The 18535-nt window shown below is 52.8% G+C and carries 12 protein-coding genes; 7 read left to right on the forward strand and 5 right to left on the reverse strand.

Going from position 1 to position 18535, the window contains the following annotated elements:
* Window positions 1-351 precede the first annotated feature (351 nt).
* From DQG23_RS18460 to DQG23_RS18470, 3 genes are all read right to left on the reverse strand, one after another.
* Entirely contained in the window at window positions 352-1536 is a 1185-nt protein-coding gene (locus DQG23_RS18460) for an acetoin utilization protein AcuC (RefSeq protein ID WP_113032339.1), read from the reverse strand.
* A gap of 108 nt (window positions 1537-1644) precedes the next feature.
* Window positions 1645-2277, reverse strand: coding sequence for a GNAT family N-acetyltransferase (locus DQG23_RS18465; RefSeq protein WP_113032340.1), 633 nt, complete (start codon window positions 2275-2277; stop codon window positions 1645-1647).
* A 221-nt stretch (window positions 2278-2498) separates the two neighbouring features.
* Window positions 2499-3413 (reverse strand): AraC family transcriptional regulator, encoded by a 915-nt coding sequence (locus DQG23_RS18470; RefSeq protein WP_113032450.1) that lies wholly within the window; start codon window positions 3411-3413, stop codon window positions 2499-2501.
* A gap of 182 nt (window positions 3414-3595) precedes the next feature.
* Between DQG23_RS18470 and DQG23_RS18475 the strand changes: the two genes are divergently transcribed.
* Together DQG23_RS18475 and acsA are read left to right on the forward strand one after the other, a co-directional pair.
* Window positions 3596-5428 (forward strand): glycoside hydrolase family 35 protein, encoded by a 1833-nt coding sequence (locus DQG23_RS18475; protein WP_113032341.1) that lies wholly within the window; start codon window positions 3596-3598, stop codon window positions 5426-5428.
* Between the two features lie 348 nt (window positions 5429-5776).
* Window positions 5777-7501, forward strand: a complete 1725-nt coding sequence (gene acsA / locus DQG23_RS18480) for an acetate--CoA ligase (RefSeq protein ID WP_113032342.1) — start codon at window positions 5777-5779, stop codon at window positions 7499-7501.
* Window positions 7502-7593: 92 nt separating this feature from the next.
* On the opposite strand, the gene DQG23_RS18485 is transcribed toward acsA, so the two are convergent.
* On the reverse strand, window positions 7594-10749 hold the full coding sequence (locus tag DQG23_RS18485; protein ID WP_113032343.1) for a transglycosylase domain-containing protein: 3156 nt from the start codon (window positions 10747-10749) through the stop codon (window positions 7594-7596).
* 662 nt (window positions 10750-11411) lie between these two features.
* On the opposite strand from DQG23_RS18485, the gene tyrS reads away from it, so the two are divergent.
* Both tyrS and DQG23_RS18495 read left to right on the forward strand, forming a co-directional pair.
* Complete coding sequence (gene tyrS / locus DQG23_RS18490; RefSeq protein WP_113032344.1) at window positions 11412-12668, forward strand: tyrosine--tRNA ligase; 1257 nt, start codon at window positions 11412-11414, stop codon at window positions 12666-12668.
* Between the two features lie 81 nt (window positions 12669-12749).
* Window positions 12750-13904: a glycerate kinase gene (locus tag DQG23_RS18495; RefSeq protein ID WP_113032345.1), complete on the forward strand. Its 1155-nt coding sequence runs from the start codon at window positions 12750-12752 to the stop codon at window positions 13902-13904.
* Between the two features lie 166 nt (window positions 13905-14070).
* Here DQG23_RS18495 and rpsD read toward each other — a convergent pair whose 3' ends face one another.
* Window positions 14071-14673 (reverse strand): 30S ribosomal protein S4, encoded by a 603-nt coding sequence (gene rpsD, locus DQG23_RS18500; protein ID WP_113032346.1) that lies wholly within the window; start codon window positions 14671-14673, stop codon window positions 14071-14073.
* Between the two features lie 520 nt (window positions 14674-15193).
* On the opposite strand from rpsD, the gene DQG23_RS18505 reads away from it, so the two are divergent.
* The 3 genes from DQG23_RS18505 to DQG23_RS18515 all read left to right on the forward strand — a co-directional run bounded on the left by DQG23_RS18505 (window position 15194) and on the right by DQG23_RS18515 (window position 18395).
* Window positions 15194-17131, forward strand: a complete 1938-nt coding sequence (locus tag DQG23_RS18505; RefSeq protein ID WP_238177932.1) for a sensor domain-containing diguanylate cyclase — start codon at window positions 15194-15196, stop codon at window positions 17129-17131.
* A gap of 93 nt (window positions 17132-17224) precedes the next feature.
* Window positions 17225-18025, forward strand: a complete 801-nt coding sequence (locus DQG23_RS18510) for a hypothetical protein (RefSeq protein WP_113032347.1) — start codon at window positions 17225-17227, stop codon at window positions 18023-18025.
* 121 nt (window positions 18026-18146) lie between these two features.
* Window positions 18147-18395, forward strand: a complete 249-nt coding sequence (locus tag DQG23_RS18515; protein ID WP_113032348.1) for an HPr family phosphocarrier protein — start codon at window positions 18147-18149, stop codon at window positions 18393-18395.
* Window positions 18396-18535: the final 140 nt, after the last annotated feature.

Genomic DNA, 18535 nt, shown 5'->3' on the forward strand with positions numbered 1-18535 from the left:
TTAGCTTTAGGTTTTCCGGCTAGACACGGGAAAAGATATAAACGGAGCTAGCCCGATTGTCATTTCCATTTCCATGCCACATCTGTTATCGCTTAAAATGCCAAATTACCGAACAAATACGCTTCCATCCACTTTAACAGTGTCTTGGAAGCGTATTTGTTCGGTTTACGGGAAATTGCCCATTCGAAGCGACCCTTCTAGGACATGTCATAAAGCAGATTCCCCGTTGATTGTTCCGTATTCGAATAAGCCGGATTCGTTCTTAAGGTTAAAACGACCGGCGCTGCCTTAACGGATTTAAGCCATAAATGCCGCAATCCAGCGAGTTGACCGTGCGCCGATTATTTCGACTTATTTTTTGGGTAAATACAGCATGGCAATGTCTTTCGTATGCAGGTTTTTGGCCGTTATTTCGCGGCGGCGGGGCATCGGACTCCATCTCCCGACGGCATCGAGCCAAGCTTCCGGCAATTTGACCGGCGAATCCGGCTGCCAGGCATCGATCCAATCGCGAGGGAGCTTCGAGTCGGGCTCCGTCTCCAGACTTCCGATTAACGGGTGGTCGCTCATGACGAGCCATAGGAGGCTCCATGCGCGCGGTACGACGCGCCACATATCGTAGCCGCCGCCTCCTAAGGCAATCCATCGGCCTTCGCAGTAGCGGTCCGCCAGCCGGCGAATGATTAAAGGCATCTGCAAGTATATGCGCATACTGCAGTGAACGTGAGAAAGCGGGTCGAACGCATGGGCGTCGCAGCCGTGCTGGGAGACGATGATATCGGGCTTAAAGGCTTGGAAGATGCTTTCAAGCGGTTCTTGAAAGCAGTGCAGCCAGGACTCGTCTTCCGTATAAGGCTCAACGGGCATGTTGACGCAGGTGCCGAAGCCGTCGCCGTCGCCCCGCTCATTGACAAGACCTGTGCCGGGAAATAAATATTTACCTGTTTCGTGAATCGAGTACGTGCATACTTCCGGCTCGGTGTAAAACGACCATTGCACGCCGTCTCCATGATGAACGTCGGTATCGATATAAAGCACCCGGAAGCCGCAGCGGTTCCGAATATGGGTGATCGCCACGGAAGCGTCATTGTATACGCAAAAACCCGCGCCTTTGTTGGACATGGCATGATGCAAGCCGCCGCCAAGATGAAGCGCGCGTTTGGCCTTTCCTTCGAGCACCAGCTCGGCTGCGGTCAACGACCCGCCGACCAGATGCGAAGTGGCATCGTGCATGCCTTCGAAAAAAGGCGTATCCTCGGTCCGGAGACCGAATTTTTCGGCCAATTGCAGAAGCGCCGGATCCGCGGAAGGAGCGCTTAGCGCCTTGACGGCGTTTATGTAATCGGAGTTGTGAACGAGCAGCAGCTCGCTATCGGAGGCCCGGCGGGGAGTGACGATCGCCTCGCTTGAAAGCGCGCCGAAACGCGTGAGCAAGTCAACGGTCAGGCGCAGTCTTTTTTGGTTAAAAGGATGTTCGTTATTGAAAAAATATTTCAGCTCGTCCGGATCATAAACGAACACGGCTTCGTCGCTCATTTGCAAATCCCCCCCACCACATGGACAAAACCAGACGTTTCTGTCAATCTATGAAGCTTCGATAAGCAAGCAGGTTTTCTCTTATTTTTTGATAGCCGCGACAACATGCTAGTACATAAACCGCTGCCGAAATCTTATACGGTCAAATTGCTCCGCGGAGGAAAGAGGGACCTCTTTGCCTATGCGGACCATCAAGCAGTTTGCGGGATGCGAACATATTTCCGGGTCGTCCGTCGCAAACCAGACCATATCCACGCATTTCATCAATTTTTCCATCATCGCCCGATAATCCCATACGCTAAGCTTGCTGTTCTGCAAGTCCCAATGCCAATAGTACTCCGTCGTAAATACGATCATATTCTCCAGCTGCTGGCCCTCGAACGCAAGCTTTATCATTCTTTTACCCAGACCGAGTCCGCGGTAGTCGTTCGCGACTTCAATGGCGCCGAGCTCGATCAAGTCCTGCATATTTCCTTCCGACCAGCGTTCCATCTCGTCCGGATAATGAAAGGTCACGTAACCGACGATCATTTCCCCGTCTCTGGCGATAATGATCCGTCCCTCCGGAAGTCCTGCGATCTCGACGAGCGCCTCGTGCTGGTCGTTCGGACGGCGGAACGCATCCAAATCTTTATGCATGTGCATGCCGACGAGCTGCCCGGGCGGTACGGGGCCTTCAATGCGGATCGTTCGTTCCGCTGATTCGATGCAATCGGCATGATACTGTTTCCTATGCTCCATGTCGTACAGCTCCTTTGCCGGTAGTTAGTCATTGTAGGCTAAACTTTCGTCCGTGCAAGTTTGGCAAGCTGAAAAAGCAGTCCGCTCAGCGGTCTGGAAAAACGCAATAAGAATGGCATGATTTATGTAAAACAATTATAAACGATTATTGGAAAAATAAAATGCCCGATTTCGTAAACGATTGCAAGACTATTAGCCCGCCCCCGCCAGAGGAACTCCTGCTACTTCCCGGGCTCCAAAGGTTGTACGGCATGCTTCGGCCGGTATTGGTTGGGGGACAAGCCGGTCCATCTGCGAAACTGCCGGGAGAAATGACTGACCGATGCAAAGCCCAGCCGCCGGGAGACCGCTTCGATCGTCAGATCGCTGCCGATAAGCAGCTGCTTGGCCTCGCTCAGCTTCAGCTGGCTGATATACTGCCGAGGAGAAATGCCGTATATTTTGACGAATACTTTGGAGCATTGGCTTCGGCTGAGGTTGAGTTCTTTAGCAATTTCTTCGACCGCCCCCGTCGAGTATACGGTGCTTCGCAGCTTTTCCTCGATAGCATGGGCGATATCGGTTTCGAAAGCGGATGCCCGCTGCAAGCCGCCCTCCTCCTGCGCCTCGTCGCTTGCCAGCAGCAGCGGAATCATTTCCTGGATCATGAGCAAAATATAGGCTTGTAAGGAAAGCATATTTCCGAAGGACGGCTTTACTGCCGTATAGTCCGGACCGGATGTGGTATTCGCAGCCAGGGACGTTTGCAAAATGCGTTCGATTTCGATTCGGTATACCGGCAAGCGAGTTCGAGCCGCAGCTTCCCGCGTAATGTGCCCGAACGGATTTCTGCTGAGCAGCTTGCGCATTTCCGTGTCGTCGATATCGAAATGCACGTCGAAGAAAGAGTAGGGTTCCTGCGAAACGTTTTCCAGTTGGTGACGAACGCCGGATTTTAGAAGCAGCCAATCGCCGGAGCGAACAGCGATCGACGTGCCGTTTATCGTCTGCATAACTTCGCCGCTCCAACAATGGAGCAGCTCGAACAGGTGATGATGGTGCTTCGGGTAAGACCAGCCCGGCTGCTTGACGCCAAAGTGACAGCCGATAATTTGCAGCGTACTGGTCATGTTCGGGAAACGAACCTCGATGTTCAATGCCATGCACCCTTTTCGAATGGAGTATTTCTGGAAATAGTATATCACGGAGTCGGCACAAATGGTTAAAAACACGGATGGTTTGCTAATTGTGTCAATCGCGCCGCTCGCCTATGATGAGAGTAAGGCTGTTGCGCAGTATCGCGCTCAAGCTGCCATTTATCGTAACGGAGGAATCATCAATGGGACGTTTCTATACCGAGGGACCGAACTTTATGCTGGACGGCAAGCCGATTCAGCTTATTTCCGGCGCTATTCACTACTTCCGCGTCGTTCCGGAATATTGGCGCGATCGCTTGTTGAAGCTGAAAGCATGCGGCTTCAACACGGTTGAGACTTATGTGGCATGGAATATTCACGAGCCGAAGGAAGGGCAGTTCAATTTCGAAGGCATTGCCGATATCGTGCGCTTTATCGAGATTGCAGGGGAGCTCGGTCTGCATGTGATCGTGCGTCCAAGTCCGTATATTTGCGCGGAATGGGAGTTCGGCGGTTTGCCGGCATGGCTGCTGGCCGATTCGAATATTCGGCTGCGTTGTTACCATAAGCCTTTCCTGGATAAAGTAGACGCTTATTACGACGTGCTGCTGCCTAAATTAAAGCCTCTGCTGTGTACGAACGGCGGACCGGTAATCGCGATGCAAATCGAGAATGAATACGGCAGCTACGGAAACGATGTAAAATACTTGCAGCACCTGCAAAACAGCATGATTGAGCGCGGTATCGACGTCCTTCTGTTTACGTCCGACGGACCGACCGACGTGATGATTCAAGGCGGTACGGTGCCGGGCGTTTTGGAAACGGTCAACTTCGGCTCGCGGCCCGAGGAAGCGTTCGAGAAGCTCAAGGAGTATCAGAAGGACCAGCCTCTGATGTGCATGGAATTTTGGAACGGATGGTTCGATCATTGGGGGGAACAGCACCATACGCGCGATTCGGCCGATGTGGCGAATGTTCTGGATAAAATGCTCGGCGCAGGCGCGTCGGTCAACTTCTATATGTTCCACGGCGGTACGAATTTCGGCTTCTGGAACGGTGCGAACTGCTTGCCTAAAGAAAACTTTGAGCCGACGATCACGAGCTACGATTACGATGTGCCTGTCGGCGAGGCGGGCGATATTACGGACAAGTTCCACGCCGTCCGCGAGATCGTCGGCAAATATGTCGAGCTTGGCGAGCTGGAGCTGCCTCCGCCGATCAAGAAAAAAGGATACGGCCGAGTCGCTTTCGATCAAAAAGCCGATCTGTTCGAAAGCTTGAACGATCTTTCGGCTCCTATCCAAGCGACATGTCCTGAGCCGATGGAGAAGCTCGGCCAAGCGTACGGATTTATCATGTATACGACACAGGTTTCCGGTCCTCGCGGCAGCCATGAGCTGGTACTGCAGGATGTGCATGACCGCGCGCTTATTTTCTTAAACGGCGAGTACAAGGGCGTTATCGAACGCCGCAAAGATTGGACGGGCAAAATCATGCTCGAAATTCCGGCTGAAGGCGCAACGCTCGGCATTCTGGTGGAAAATATGGGCCGCACCAATTACGGCGCTTTCCTGAAGGACTACAAAGGCATTACGGAAGGCGTAAAATTCGGCTATCAATTCCTGTACCACTGGACGATCCACACGCTGCCCCTCGACGATTTGAAGGGTTTGACGTTCGGCGCCTTGTCATCCGGCACGGCATCTCCTTTTACGACACTCGCGGCTGCGGAAGAAGCATGCGGTCCGGAGGGCTGCGCGATCGATCCGTATGCCAAAGGCGAGCCTGCGTTTTATCGCGCTACGTTCACTGTCGACGAGCCATGCGATACGTTCCTGAGCACGGCCGGCTGGACGAAGGGCGTTGTGTATATCAACGGCTTCAATATCGGCCGGTATTGGGAACGCGGACCGCAAAAAACGATGTACGTACCGGGTCCGCTGCTGCTTGAAGGGGAGAACGAAATCGTCATTTTCGAGCTGCACGGAACGAACGAGCCTGCGGTAACCTTCTTGGATACACCCGATTTGGGATAGTAGATTCGCCCCGGATTACCGGGTTCATTCCTGTGGGCGACGGTTCGAATTGTCGCGCCAAATCGCGTTTGAATCAGCCTGATAAAAGCTTCCATTTCCATGTTTTTGTGGATTTGGAGGCTTCTTTATTTTTATTGAAATGGCTAGCTAACATATTGGGGTGGGATATTGTCTATTCGGTAAGGCTTTTTTCGCCCATTTAATGTCGTGCTGCAAGTAAGGCGCAAGTAGTCGGAATTGAAATATTTATGATATAATCATTCAGACGCCGACGGCACGCTTCTGTAGTCCCGCATAATGTGAAAGCGTTTAAAATATCATTCTTTTTTTCGAGTAGGAGGAGTATGGATGTCAAATCCGAATGAAGAGATCATGAAGGCGATCGCGGCGCATTCCAACTTAGGGAGCTACGATGCGGCACGGGAAAACTTTTCGTGGCAGGAAATCGAAAGGCAATTTACATGGTCGGATACCGGTAGAATCAATATGGCGTTCGAAGCGATCGATCGGCATGCCGATTCCGGTCTCAAGGATAAGGTAGCGCTTTACTACAGCGATGACAATCGCGACGAATCCTATACGTTCGGAGAGATGAAGCGGAATTCGAACCGTTTCGGCAATGTTCTCCGCAAAGCGGGCATTGCCAAAGGCGATCGCATCTTTATTTTTATGCCGCGCACTCCGGAGCTTTATTTTGCATTGCTCGGTTCGCTTAAAATCGGCGCTATTGTCGGGCCTCTCTTCGAAGCGTTTATGGAAACGGCGGTCAGGGACCGTCTTGAAGACAGCTCCGCCGTTGCGATCATTACGACGCCGGCCTTGCTTTCGCGCGTTCCGGTCGGCGAACTGCCGAGCCTGAAGCATGTCATTCTGGTCGGTCATGATATCGAGCCGGCTGAAGGCCGATACGATTTTTACAAGGAAATGGAAGAAGCCTCGGAAGAATTGCAAATCGAATGGATGGATCGGGAGGACGGCATGCTCCTGCATTACACATCCGGTTCGACAGGCAAGCCGAAAGGCGTATATCACGTACATAATGCAATGATACATCATTATTATACGGGGAAGATCGTTCTGGACTTGAATGAGAACGATGTGTATTGGTGTACGGCGGACCCGGGATGGGTAACCGGCACCTCCTACGGGATATTCGCTCCATGGCTGAATGGCGCGACGAATGTCGTTCGTGGAGGACGCTTCAGTCCGCAGTCGTGGTACAAAACGATCGAACGATATCGAATAACCGTTTGGTACAGCGCGCCTACGGCGTTTCGCATGCTTATGGGCGCAGGCGACGAAGCCGTGAAGGAAATCGATCTTTCCTCATTGCGGCACGTGCTAAGCGTCGGCGAGCCGCTTAATCCGGAAGTCGTCAGATGGGGAATGAAAGTGTACGGTCAGCGCATTCATGACACCTGGTGGATGACGGAAACCGGCGGCCAGCTCATATGCAACTATCCGTCGATGGACATCAAGCCGGGATCGATGGGCAAACCGATTCCGGGAGTCGATGCGGCTATCGTCGACGACAACGGCAAAGTGCTGCCTCCGTTTCGGATGGGCAATCTTGCAATTCGGACGCCTTGGCCTGCGATGATGCGCAAGGTTTGGAACAATCCGGCGAAGTATGAGGAATATTTCCGTTTAACCGGCTGGTACGTGTCCGGCGACTCGGCTTATATGGATGATGAGGGATATTTCTGGTTCCAAGGCCGCGTCGATGACGTCATCAATACCGCGGGGGAACGCGTCGGTCCTTTCGAGGTCGAGAGCAAGCTCGTCGAGCATCCGGCCGTTGCGGAAGCCGGTGTAATCGGCAAGCCCGATCCCGTTCGCGGCGAAGTCATTAAAGCGTTTATTTCCCTTCGCGAGGGTTATGCGCCGTCCGAAGAGCTGAAAGCGGATATTTCCAAATTCGTGAAGGAAGGGTTGTCCGCTCATGCGGCTCCCCGTGAAATCGAGTTTAAGGATAAGCTGCCCAAAACGCGAAGCGGTAAAATTATGCGCCGAGTCTTGAAAGCTTGGGAGCTGAATTTGCCTTCCGGTGACATGTCGACGATCGAAGACTAAACGAAATCCCCCAGCGGCCAATGTCGCTGGGGGATTTTTTGCGGACGGCTGAAGCTTATATTCAGCCGCTCCGATTGCTATAGTGCGAATCGTTATTCGCTCGGTGTTTTGTAGCTTACAGCGGCAGACGGGGAGGATTCTCCAATGTCGTTCACTGCGGTGACCCGGTAGCTGCCGTCATAAAGGACGGCATAATAGGAAAATTCGACGGCGTTATTAACGGAGCCGAGCTTTCGGTATTTTCCGTTTTCTTTCTCCGCGTAGTAAACATTGTACTGCTTCACGCCTTCTTTGTCCGCATTCGCTTTCCAATTAAGCTGTAAGGACATTCCCTTCAATTTGACGGTCAAGCCGGCAGGTGCGGAAGGAACCGCAGTCGCCTTCGGCTTATCTCCGCCCTTGTCGGGGGTTGCGCCGCCGTTCTGTCCGGGGGTCGGGCTTGGGCTGGCGGCGCCGTTGTCGTTCGGTTCCGGCTCTTGTAGGGCGCCCGACTGATTCGGCGGAGAGGAGCCGCTTCCTTCCGTCCCGTCCGTATAAAGCACCTTGCCGATCGCCGATTCATGCCCCGCAACGTCTACCGCAACTACCGTATAGCCGAATATTCCGCCTCCCGGCGAGTCGGAGAAAATGGGCTCGGCTCCGGTCATTACGACTTTGCCGCCGACGGCCTGTAATTGTCCGTGAGCCGCGGAACGGTAAAGTCGATAGCCGACTACGTCCCCGCTCGGACTTGGCGCGAATGAAAGCTTGTAGCTGTCGCCGCTGCGAGTCAGCAGCAGCTGGGAAGGCTGATCCGGCGCTTTGCCGTCGTCGCCGCGCGGATCGTTCTCCGACGGAGCGTCCGTATCAGCGTCCAGCGGGATGTAATATTTAAGCGAGTTGCGCTTGTTGGCCGGCAGCTTTTGCTGAGCAGCCTCGATTTTTTTCAGCATCGCGCTAATCGATTCTTCCCGCCGGATGACGATTTTTTCCTGCACGAAATCGTCGGGAGTTGACGGAAGCGCGATGTAGTTGACGCCGTTGTAGCTGATCACTTTCATTTTGACCATGACGTCGTCTTCGGAGTTCGGCACATCCCGTTTGTTGAATATGTCCGTAATCAGATGGCCAGACGATGTCGTAAGCTCGGTAGGGAGCTTGCCGGACAGGTCGGAAACGGTCATTTCCACGATGTTTGCCGGCCGTTCGAATTTTTTGGTCGGGAACAGATCGGGCCGTTTATCCATCGCGGCATCCATGACGAGCGCCCAAATATTTTTGGCGCGGTTCGTGCCGCCCGTCGCTTTGCTCAGCTTATGAACGGGTTGATCGTATCCGGCCCAGACGCCAAGCGTCATATCGGGCGTATAGCCGATAAACCAAGCGTCGCCGTCATCTTGCGTCGAACCGGTTTTGCCGACGATCGGCATTTGCTTGTAATGCTTGAATTTGCCCGGCAAATCGTTAGCCGTACCGGAAGTTACGACCGTGCGCATCATATCCGTCATCAAATAGGCGGTTTGCTCGGAAAATACGAACGATGGCTTGAGCTCGTGCTCATAGATCGTTTTTCCCTTCGCGTCTACGATCTTGCGGATCAGGTACGCTTCGTTGAACAATCCTTTATTGGCGATCGTCGCATAGGCGTTCGTCATCTCCTCGACGTTAACTCCCTTATACAAGCCGCCGATTACACCTGTTTGCGCCGTATAATCCTGCTTCGTAATCGAGTTGATTCCCATCTTCATCGCGTAATCCCATGCTTTGTTGATGCCGACGACATTAAGGAACAATTTGATCGCCGGAATGTTGTACGACGAATTGAGCGCTTTGCGTGCCGTGATCAAGCCGTGATATTTATTGTCCCAGTTGTTGGGGAGATGCACGCCTTTCTGGCCGTCAGGCAAAATGATCGGCGAATCGTCGATCACGCTGGCCGGCTGCACGGCACCCATTTCGAGAGCCGGAACGAATGCGGCGATCGGCTTCATGGCGGAGCCCGGCTGGCGATATGCCTGGTTCGCATGATTGAGCTGCTCGGCGAAGAAATCGCGCCCTTCGATCATCCCGAGAATCGCGCTCGTTTTGCTGTCCATCAGTACGGCGCCGATCTGTTCGATCCCTTTCTTCTCATCGAAAGGCGAGAAGTTTTTATCGTTTTTGGCGATTTCCTGCATCGCGTCGTAGATCGTTTTGTCGATCGTGGTATACACTTGATAGCCGCCGCGCTGCAAGTTCGCATTGACATCTTTGATCGCTTCGTTATAGGCTTCTTTCTTTTTGTCGGAGTCGATCACCAAATTCGGATACTGAAGCTTGAGCAGGATTTCCGCCGCCTGCTTCTCCGCTTCAAGCATCAGGTAAGGATAGGTGCTGTATTCCTTATCCTTCTTCGCGGCAAGCGAGCCTTTCAGGTCGAAGGCAAGTGCTTCCTCGTATTGCTGTGAGGTTATTACATTTTCCTCCGTCATACGTTTGAGCACGAGCTGCTGCCGTTTGATCGCATTGTCGAATTTTTTCTTGTCGAGATCGCCCTTGCTCGTAAAGGCGGAATATTCGGACGGAAGCTGCGGCAGTCCCGCCAAATAAGCGGTTTGCGCAATGTTCAGCTCATTCAAGTCGTTGATGTCGAAAATCCCTTTGGCGGCCGCTTTGATTCCGTACAGATTGTAGCCGTTCGAACCGTTTCCGTACGGGATTTTGTTCAAATAAGCGAGCAAAATTTCATCCTTGGACATCATGCGCTCGAGCCGCAGCGAAAGAAAAATCTCTTTGAACTTCCGCGTTATATCGCGGTCAAGGCTGAGAAAGACGCGCCGCGCCAGCTGCTGCGTAATCGTGCTTCCTCCGGTTTGAACGGGCTCGTTCAGCAGCTTCTGCTTGACTGCGCGGAAAAGTCCGTTGACGTCTACCCCGTAGTGCGTATAAAAATCTTTGTCTTCCACCGCGATAACGGCGTCCAGCAGCATCTTGGGGATATCGTTCAAACCGACAAGTCTGCGGTCTTCGTCGGTACGAAGCTGACCGATCGGCGTATCGTCGTTGAAAAAGACGAAGCCGGTAACCGCGTTGTCGCTAATTTGCTCGGTAATGAATTCCTTCGTCCGCACCGGTTCGTCTTTGACGACGGCGGACACGTAGCCGAATGCGGCTCCCCCCACCAGGAATCCGGCAACGATTCCGGTAATGACAAGCCATTTCAACGTAATTAACGTATAAAGGCCAATTCCTTTTAAGATCGGTTTGGACTTCAGCCACCACTTTTTCAACCTGAAACCTCCTATATCGCAAATCCCTGCAAACGGCGTTCTAAATGATCGGCAGTTTATGTATGCCTATCGACAATCCAATATGTATGTCAATCGCCGCCATTATTATAACATAAAGCGGAAAGCGCTGAATAGCGAACGGTAATTGACAATATCGGGGCAAATGTGATTTAATATAATGAATTTCATGATTTTAAAAGCGTTGATGGACCGAATGACGGCATATGCCGTCATCTAAGTAGAAAGAATGCTTTCGTTTTCAGAGAGCCGGTGGTCGCTGCGAACCGGTAAGGGCACTTTTTCGAAATACTGTCCGGAGCTGGGAAAGGGAACAAGCAGCACGTTTTGCCGTGCACCGTTTTCGGACGGGCGTTCGGCGTATTATTGCTTTGACCGCATTGCAGCGGAGCAGGCAGTCGTGCGTTTATGCTCAGTAGCTTTCTTCCGGGGCAATCCCGTTACAACTTGCCGAGCGAAAACGTTTTGCCAAGAAGCGGCGGACGTTTTAATTAGGGTGGTACCGCGAGATCTTCTCGTCCCTTTTTTGTGGATGAGAAGGTCTTTTTTGCATGTTTGGGCAAATACATCCCAACAGCCGGCAGGCTTACTGAGCCAAACGCTTCTGATGGCAAGCGAAATAATGAAACGGAGGGCGAACCAACATGAAAAAGTGGGAACAATTGACGCCGGAGCAGCAAGCGGAGGTCGAACGGCAGGTGCAGCTCTTCGGCCGCGGAGCCGTAGAGATCGTGCCGGAGGATGCGTTCAAGCAAAAAATAATCGACGCAGTCGCTACGGGCAAGCCGCTAAACGTGAAACTGGGCCTTGATCCGTCGGCACCCGATATCCATGTCGGGCATACCGTCGTCCTGCACAAGCTGCGTCAATTTCAGGAGATGGGACATCATGTGCAGCTTCTGATCGGCGACTTCACCGGACGCATCGGAGATCCGAGCGGCAAATCGGAAACGCGCAAGCAGTTGACCGAGGAAGATGTCAAGCGAAACGCCGAAACGTACCAGAAGCAAATCTACAAAATTTTGGATCCGGAAAAAACGCAGCTGTTCTACAACTCCGAATGGCTGTCGCCGCTAAATTTTGCCGACGTCCTTCAGCTGGCGGGCAAAATGACGGTTGCTCGCATGCTGGAACGCGACGATTTTGCCAAGCGGTATACGACCGGACTTCCGATTCATATTCACGAGTTTTTCTACCCGTTGATGCAGGGCTACGACTCGGTCGCGCTGAAAAGCGATATCGAGCTCGGCGGCACCGATCAAAAGTTCAATCTGCTGATGGGCCGCATGCTGCAGAAAGAATACGGCGAGCCGGCGCAAGCTGCGATGATGATGCCGCTGCTCGAAGGGCTCGACGGCGTGAACAAAATGAGCAAGAGCCTTGGCAACTACATCGGGATCGACGAGGAGCCCAATCAAATATACGGCAAAGCGATGTCTGTGCCGGATGAGCTGATGCTGAAATATTTCGGGCTTGCTACCGACCTGCCGGACGATGAGCTGACGAAGTTGAAGGAAGGCTTGACCGACGGCACCGTCCATCCCCGCGACGCCAAAATGCAGCTTGCCTTCACGTTCGTGCGGATGTTTCACGGCATCGATGCGGCGAAGCAGGCGGAAGCGCATTTCGTAACCGTCTTTCAACAGCGGGCGCTGCCGACGGACATCGAGGAGAAGACGCTTGCCCGTACCGAGCTGGAGGAAGGCAAAATCCGTATCGTCAAGCTGCTCGTCGCACTTGGGATGCAATCGTCCAACGGCGAAGCCCGCCGAAGCATCCAGGGCGGGGCGGTCAAAATCAATGAAGAGAAGCTGTTCGATCCGAACGGCGAGGTGGCCGTCGCCGACGGCGACATCATTCAAGTCGGCAAACGCCAGTTCGTTAAGCTCGCCATTCGCTAAAACGCGTTTATCGTATTCGCGATCGTATGACGGCTTGTTTCAACCGCATTCCAAAACGAAACGTGAGAGAGGTAGAATCCGATGCGTATCATAGTTGCACCCGATTCGTTTAAAGGATCGCTAAGCGCGCTGCAAGCGGCGAAGGCGATTCGGGAAGGAATACTGCGCGCCGCTCCGGAAGCTCAAATAGAACTGGTGCCGATGGCGGACGGCGGGGAAGGGTTTACCGAAGCGCTCGCGGCGGCGATGAACGGAGAGATGATCGAAGCCGATGCGCATGATCCGCTGGGCCGCCCGCTTCGCGCCAGCTATGCATTCGACGAGGCGACGGGTACGGCTGTCATCGAATGCGCTGCGGCTAGCGGACTGACGCTGCTGGCCGACGGGGAGCGCGATCCGCTTCGCGCTTCGACGTACGGCACCGGCGAATTAATCAAGGCTGCGCTTGACCGCGGAAGCAGCCGCATCCTGCTCGGTCTCGGCGGCAGCGCGACGAATGACGGCGGCATCGGCATGGCGCAGGCGCTAGGCTTCCGCTTCCTCAATGAGGCGGGAGAAGCGATTCCCGCTTTCGGCGAGGGCTGGCATGATATTGCGGCAATCGATACGAGCGGGGCGGACCCGCGGCTGGCGGACGTTCGGTTTATCGCGGCCTGCGATGTCGATGCGCCGTTATATGGGGAAAGCGGCGCATCGGCCGTTTTCGGCCCGCAGAAAGGCGCATCGCCGGAAACCGTCGAACGCCTTGACGCCGTGCTGCGCCGTCTAGCCTTATGCATCACACGCGATCTTCGCGTCGACGTGCACGCGCTGGCGGGCGGCGGCGCAGCCGGCGGCTTGGGGGCCGGGCTCTATGCGTTTTGCGGAGCCGCGATGCAGAAAGGCGTCGACCTTGTGCTGGACGCCTGCAAATTCGATGAGCGGCTGACAGGTGCCGCTTTCGTAATAACAGGGGAAGGGCGCACCGACGAGCAGACGGCGATGGGGAAAACGGCAGCCGGCATAGCCCAGCTCGCCAGGAAGCGCGGCGTACCGGTCATCTGCTTGTCAGGCGGCTTGACCGGAAGCTATTCGAGTCTTCACGAGTTTGGCATAGACGCCTGCTTCAGCATCATGCCACATCCGGCGTCTCTGGCTGATGCGATTGCCAAAGCGGAAATTTGGCTAGCAGATGCGGCGGAACAGATTGTACGATTATTTGCGGCGGCAAGGCGAAGCCGGGACGAACAAGGATAAAGGGTTACGTTACGCCGTCCTTTAAGGACGGCCCATTTACCGAAGTTTTAGAGCCACTCCTACGAGATCATTTCCGATAAAATAAAAAAACCGGGAGACAAAAGTCTCCTGGTTTTTTTGGAACCTCGCAAATCGCTTGCGAGGTATGGCTTGCGATAGGAAAATATTAACGGCTGTAGAACTCGACGATTTGTTTCTCGTCAATTTCTTGCGACAGCTCGGCGCGTTCCGGTTGACGTACATATTTGCCTTCCAGACCTTGAGCGTTGAAGTCGAGGTAAGCAGGCACGTGGTGACGGCCTTCGATCGCTTCTTTGATAACGGCAAGACCGCGGCTGCGCTCGCGAACGCCGATTACGTCGCCGGTGTTGACAAGGTAGGACGGGATGTCCACTTTCTTGCCGTTGACGGTAATGTGGCCGTGTGCGACGAGCTGGCGAGCACCTGCACGGGAGTTCGCAAAGCCCAGACGGTAAACGAGGTTGTCCAGACGGCTTTCAAGAAGGATCATGAAGTTTTCGCCGGAGATCCCCTTCATGTTCGACGCTTTGTCAAACAGGTTGCGGAATTGCTTCTCGTTCAAGCCGTACATATGGCGCAATTTTTGCTTTTCTTGGAGCTGAACGCCGTAGCCGCTCAGTTTTTTCTTTTGTCCCGGACCATGTTGGCCTGGAGGAAAAGGACGTTTGCTTAATTCTTTGCCCGTACCGCTAAGGGAAATGCCCAGGCGGCGGCTTAATTTGAACTTCGGACCTGTGTAGCGAGCCATGTATCGATTACTCCTTTAAACGTTAATTTTCGTTTGTATGGTTACGGCGGAGATCAACCGGTGTCGTCTAAGGACGAAGCTCTAGGCTGGCCGGTCCGGACGCGTCCAATTTTGCCGGGGCTTGGTAAGCCGCATACTGACAGGCTAGTTCAGCCGCTGGCCGGTCAGTAACAAAATCGGTGAGGGTGTTCGCATTCGTTAACGTCCAACAAGATATTGGTTGGTTCCACTCAACGTCTAATTCTATAAAAAAGGTGCATTAAAGTCAAGTGCGAGCTTCATTTTCGAACGTTTTTTTGCGGAAACCGCTCGTATATATTAGACTGTACACAGACAATATACCATGTCTGTTATATTGTAATATTTCACAAAGATAGTGCATCTTGTAGAAAAACATAGTATGATAGTACTAGATGTCGTAGCTTCGGAATCATTTGTTACGATAGTTTGCATACATACGTCGAATGCTTCCGCATAAGACAAGCAGCCGGCTTTATTCGATCATAAGAGGAGACGAGGTATGAAGGGTTATTTTCAGCTTTCGATAATGGCAACCGAAAATAAATCCGCATACTATTCCGTGGAAATAGAACCGAAATTCAAACTGTCATGCGAATTTCTTCCGTCCGACAAAGGAATGGAGGAGCGCTCGTTTCACATACTTCTTAAAGAAAGCTTTCGTTGTTGGGCGGAGCAGGTAACCGGAATGGATCCGGACACGCCGCGGACGCTTCTGTTTTGCGACGGAAACGGTAGGCTGATCGCACTATTCGAATCCGGATCTTTAATTGAATCCGGTACGTCGTTCGATTTTTTGGAACGAGAGCTTGGGCGGGAGCCGGCAGCTGCGGAAGCCGTCCTGATGACGAAGGTACGCGCGCCGCTCGTTCCGGTCGAATGCGCCCGCAACGGAATCGTCGCCATGATCGGCCTTTTGACGTCCGATGAAGAGCTACCGTCAAGTTGGTTCCATGCCATATCGCTTTCTTTTGTCCCGCATTTGAAATGGAACCTTGAGAAACAGCTCGCAGCCGTGACGGCCATCGAGAAGCAACAGCTCGAAATCGAAACGAAGAAGCGCGACCTGCTTTACCAGGCTGCCGAGAAGCTGCATTCGTTAATCGATGTCGAATCCATATTAACCGAATTGATCGCTCGTCTGCGTGCGCTTTTTCCCGCCGCGTCGATCGATTTATTGCTGTCCCAAGACAATCACAGCTCGTCAATCCCGGTTAAGCCGCTTAATTTCATGAGGGTCGAGGAAGATATTTGTACGCGCTCGTTTATGGAAGGCAGAGAAATAGTGGCGCACGGCTCGGTCGGATTTATTAAGGAAGCTGCGCTTCCGCTTGTAGGAAATCAGGGCGTCTACGGAGTCATTCATTTCTCGGTCATAGCGGGCGAGATTCCGTCATCCGACATCCAGATGCTCTCGGCGCTCGCGCGAACCGCCGGAACGGCCTTTGAGAACGCCAAGCTGTACGAGCAGTCGAATGTGCTTGTAAGCGAGCTCCGGCTCATTAATGAAATTACGAAGCGTCTCAACCAAAGCTTGCAGCTTAACGAAATATTCAATTTCGCTTCTACCGAGCTGATCAAAATATTCGATGCGGATTTTTGCTGCATTTTGCAGCTTGACCGGGAGTGCGGCAAATTGGTCGTGCAAGCGACCAATTTGCCTGCGCTTGTCAATGAGAGCTTTTCTCCGGATTACGGTTTTTCGGGCATCGTCGTCGAGACGAAGGAAGCGCTTATCATCTCGGATTATTGGTCGAACCCGAAGGTACAGTCGAAGCTGATGGAGAAGAGCAAATCACGTTCCTTGATCGCGTCGCCGATAATCGTAAACGGCGATGTGGTCGGCGTCGTGCTGGTTACGCATCAGCTTCCGAGCTTCTTCTCATACGAAAACTATAAGCTGCTTCAGGTGTTGTCGAGCCATATCGGGCTTGCCATTGCGAATGCTTCGCTTCATAACGAAGTGAAGAGGATGGTGATTACCGATAATTTGACAGGTCTTTACGAGCGCCATTATTTAGACGAGCAGGTCAACCTTCATCAGAAGAAAGATTTTTGCGGCTCGCTGATCGTCGTGGACATCGACAATTTCAAATCGGTTAACGATACGTTCGGCCATCAGATCGGGGATAAAATATTGATTCAGGTGAGTGCCATCATTCGGACCTGCATCCGCGATACCGATATAGCCGCTCGTTGGGGCGGGGAAGAGCTTGCCATTTACTTGCCGCAAGTGTCGCGCGACCAGTCGGTGCGGATTGCCGAAAGGATACGGTCAAGGGTCGTTAACGAAACGGAGCCGGAGGTGACGGTTTCTTGCGGCTTGTCCGACTGGCATTGGCAGGATGACAAGATAAGCGTGGAATCGCTGTTTTACCGTTCGGATATGGCCTTGTACAAAGCGAAGCACGAAGGCAAAAATCAAATCAAATTCGGCTGACGGATAAGATGATACTCCCGGGAAACGCTATAGATGAGCATCGGACTGTGGCCGGCCCATGGTTAATAGGCTCCCGGAGGGAAGTCATCAGGTATGGCTAAACGACAGCGGCATCTTGTCCGGGATGGCGTACGAATACCGGAAAACCGCGAGAATAACGATCCAGTACATTATAAAGCAGGAAAGCTCGGCATATCGCTTATCATTATGCTTGGAGCGCTTTTCGCGTGCGCGCAGCCGGAAGCCGGCGATGCGGCGAAGCGGAGGCTGGACCAGGCTTTTGTTCAGTTGGCGGACTATTCTTCGGTCAAGTATCGGGGGTATTCCGAGTTAAGCATAGCGGGGGTAACGATCGCAAACCGGCTGCCGGGAGACGCGGGGAGCGAAGGTCGATTAGGCAGCGCGTCGGCAGACGGCATGAGCCCGGGATCGGATGCCGATCCGTTCCTGACGGCCGGTCAGCTAAGCGAAGTAAAAAAGACCGTTCGATCCGAACGGCTCGATCAAGCAGCCGGTGAACGCATCTACGAAACGGATATCGATGCGGCCGATTGGAAACGTATCGTCGAGAACAATTGGCAGGCGCGACTCCGGGAAGCGCTTGAAGAGGCTCGCGCCGTTCCTTCGGGTTCGTTTGCCAAAGCCGACGGCACAAGGCTTGCGGAAGAGCGTTTGAACATAACGGAACGCGCCAAGGAACGATTGACGAATGTGCTGCCGTCCATGGCCGCGAAGCCGACTTGCACCGTCTTTACGGACCGCAGATCGAACAAGCTGCTTAGAATGAGCTTGGTCACCGAACTGACCTATATAGAGGAAGGCCGGACCAAAATAGAAACGGTCACGACGACATACGATTTTTCAAACCCCGGGACGAACGGTAAATACCGGTAAGCCGCCGCGGCTTCTTCTGTACAAAACATCTCTTGCGCTTTCAAGCGGTTACAAGGTATCATAAGATAAGGTATCAGGTAGGTATCGATTGCCAAGAACTCATTATTTTGGAGGGGATTTCATGTCCAACACAACGAATGCCGCAATTGTGGAAATTTCTCAAACCGCGGGTAAATTTCAATCCTCAATCGTGCTTCAATACGACAATAAGTATATCGATGTAAAAAGCATACTGGGATTGTTCACAACGCTGATGACATCCGGAGATTACAACCTGCACGTACACGGACCGGATGCCGAAGAGGCCAAAGCGGCGATGTCCGCAGTGTTCGCCAAGCATAACCTGAGCGTAAATATCGTCAGCGAATAGGTCTAAACGAGAGTGTTTCCTAAGGGGAGCACTTTTTTTATTTTGGCGCAAACTGTGCGTACGGTTAGTTTTGGGCAACTCGTATTTTTTTGATTGTCGCTTCTAGCAAAATGTGGTAGATTAACGAAGAAGTTATCATA

The sequence above is a fragment of the Paenibacillus contaminans genome (assembly GCF_003285015.1).
Classification (GTDB): Bacteria; Bacillota; Bacilli; order Paenibacillales; family NBRC-103111; genus Paenibacillus_V; species Paenibacillus_V contaminans.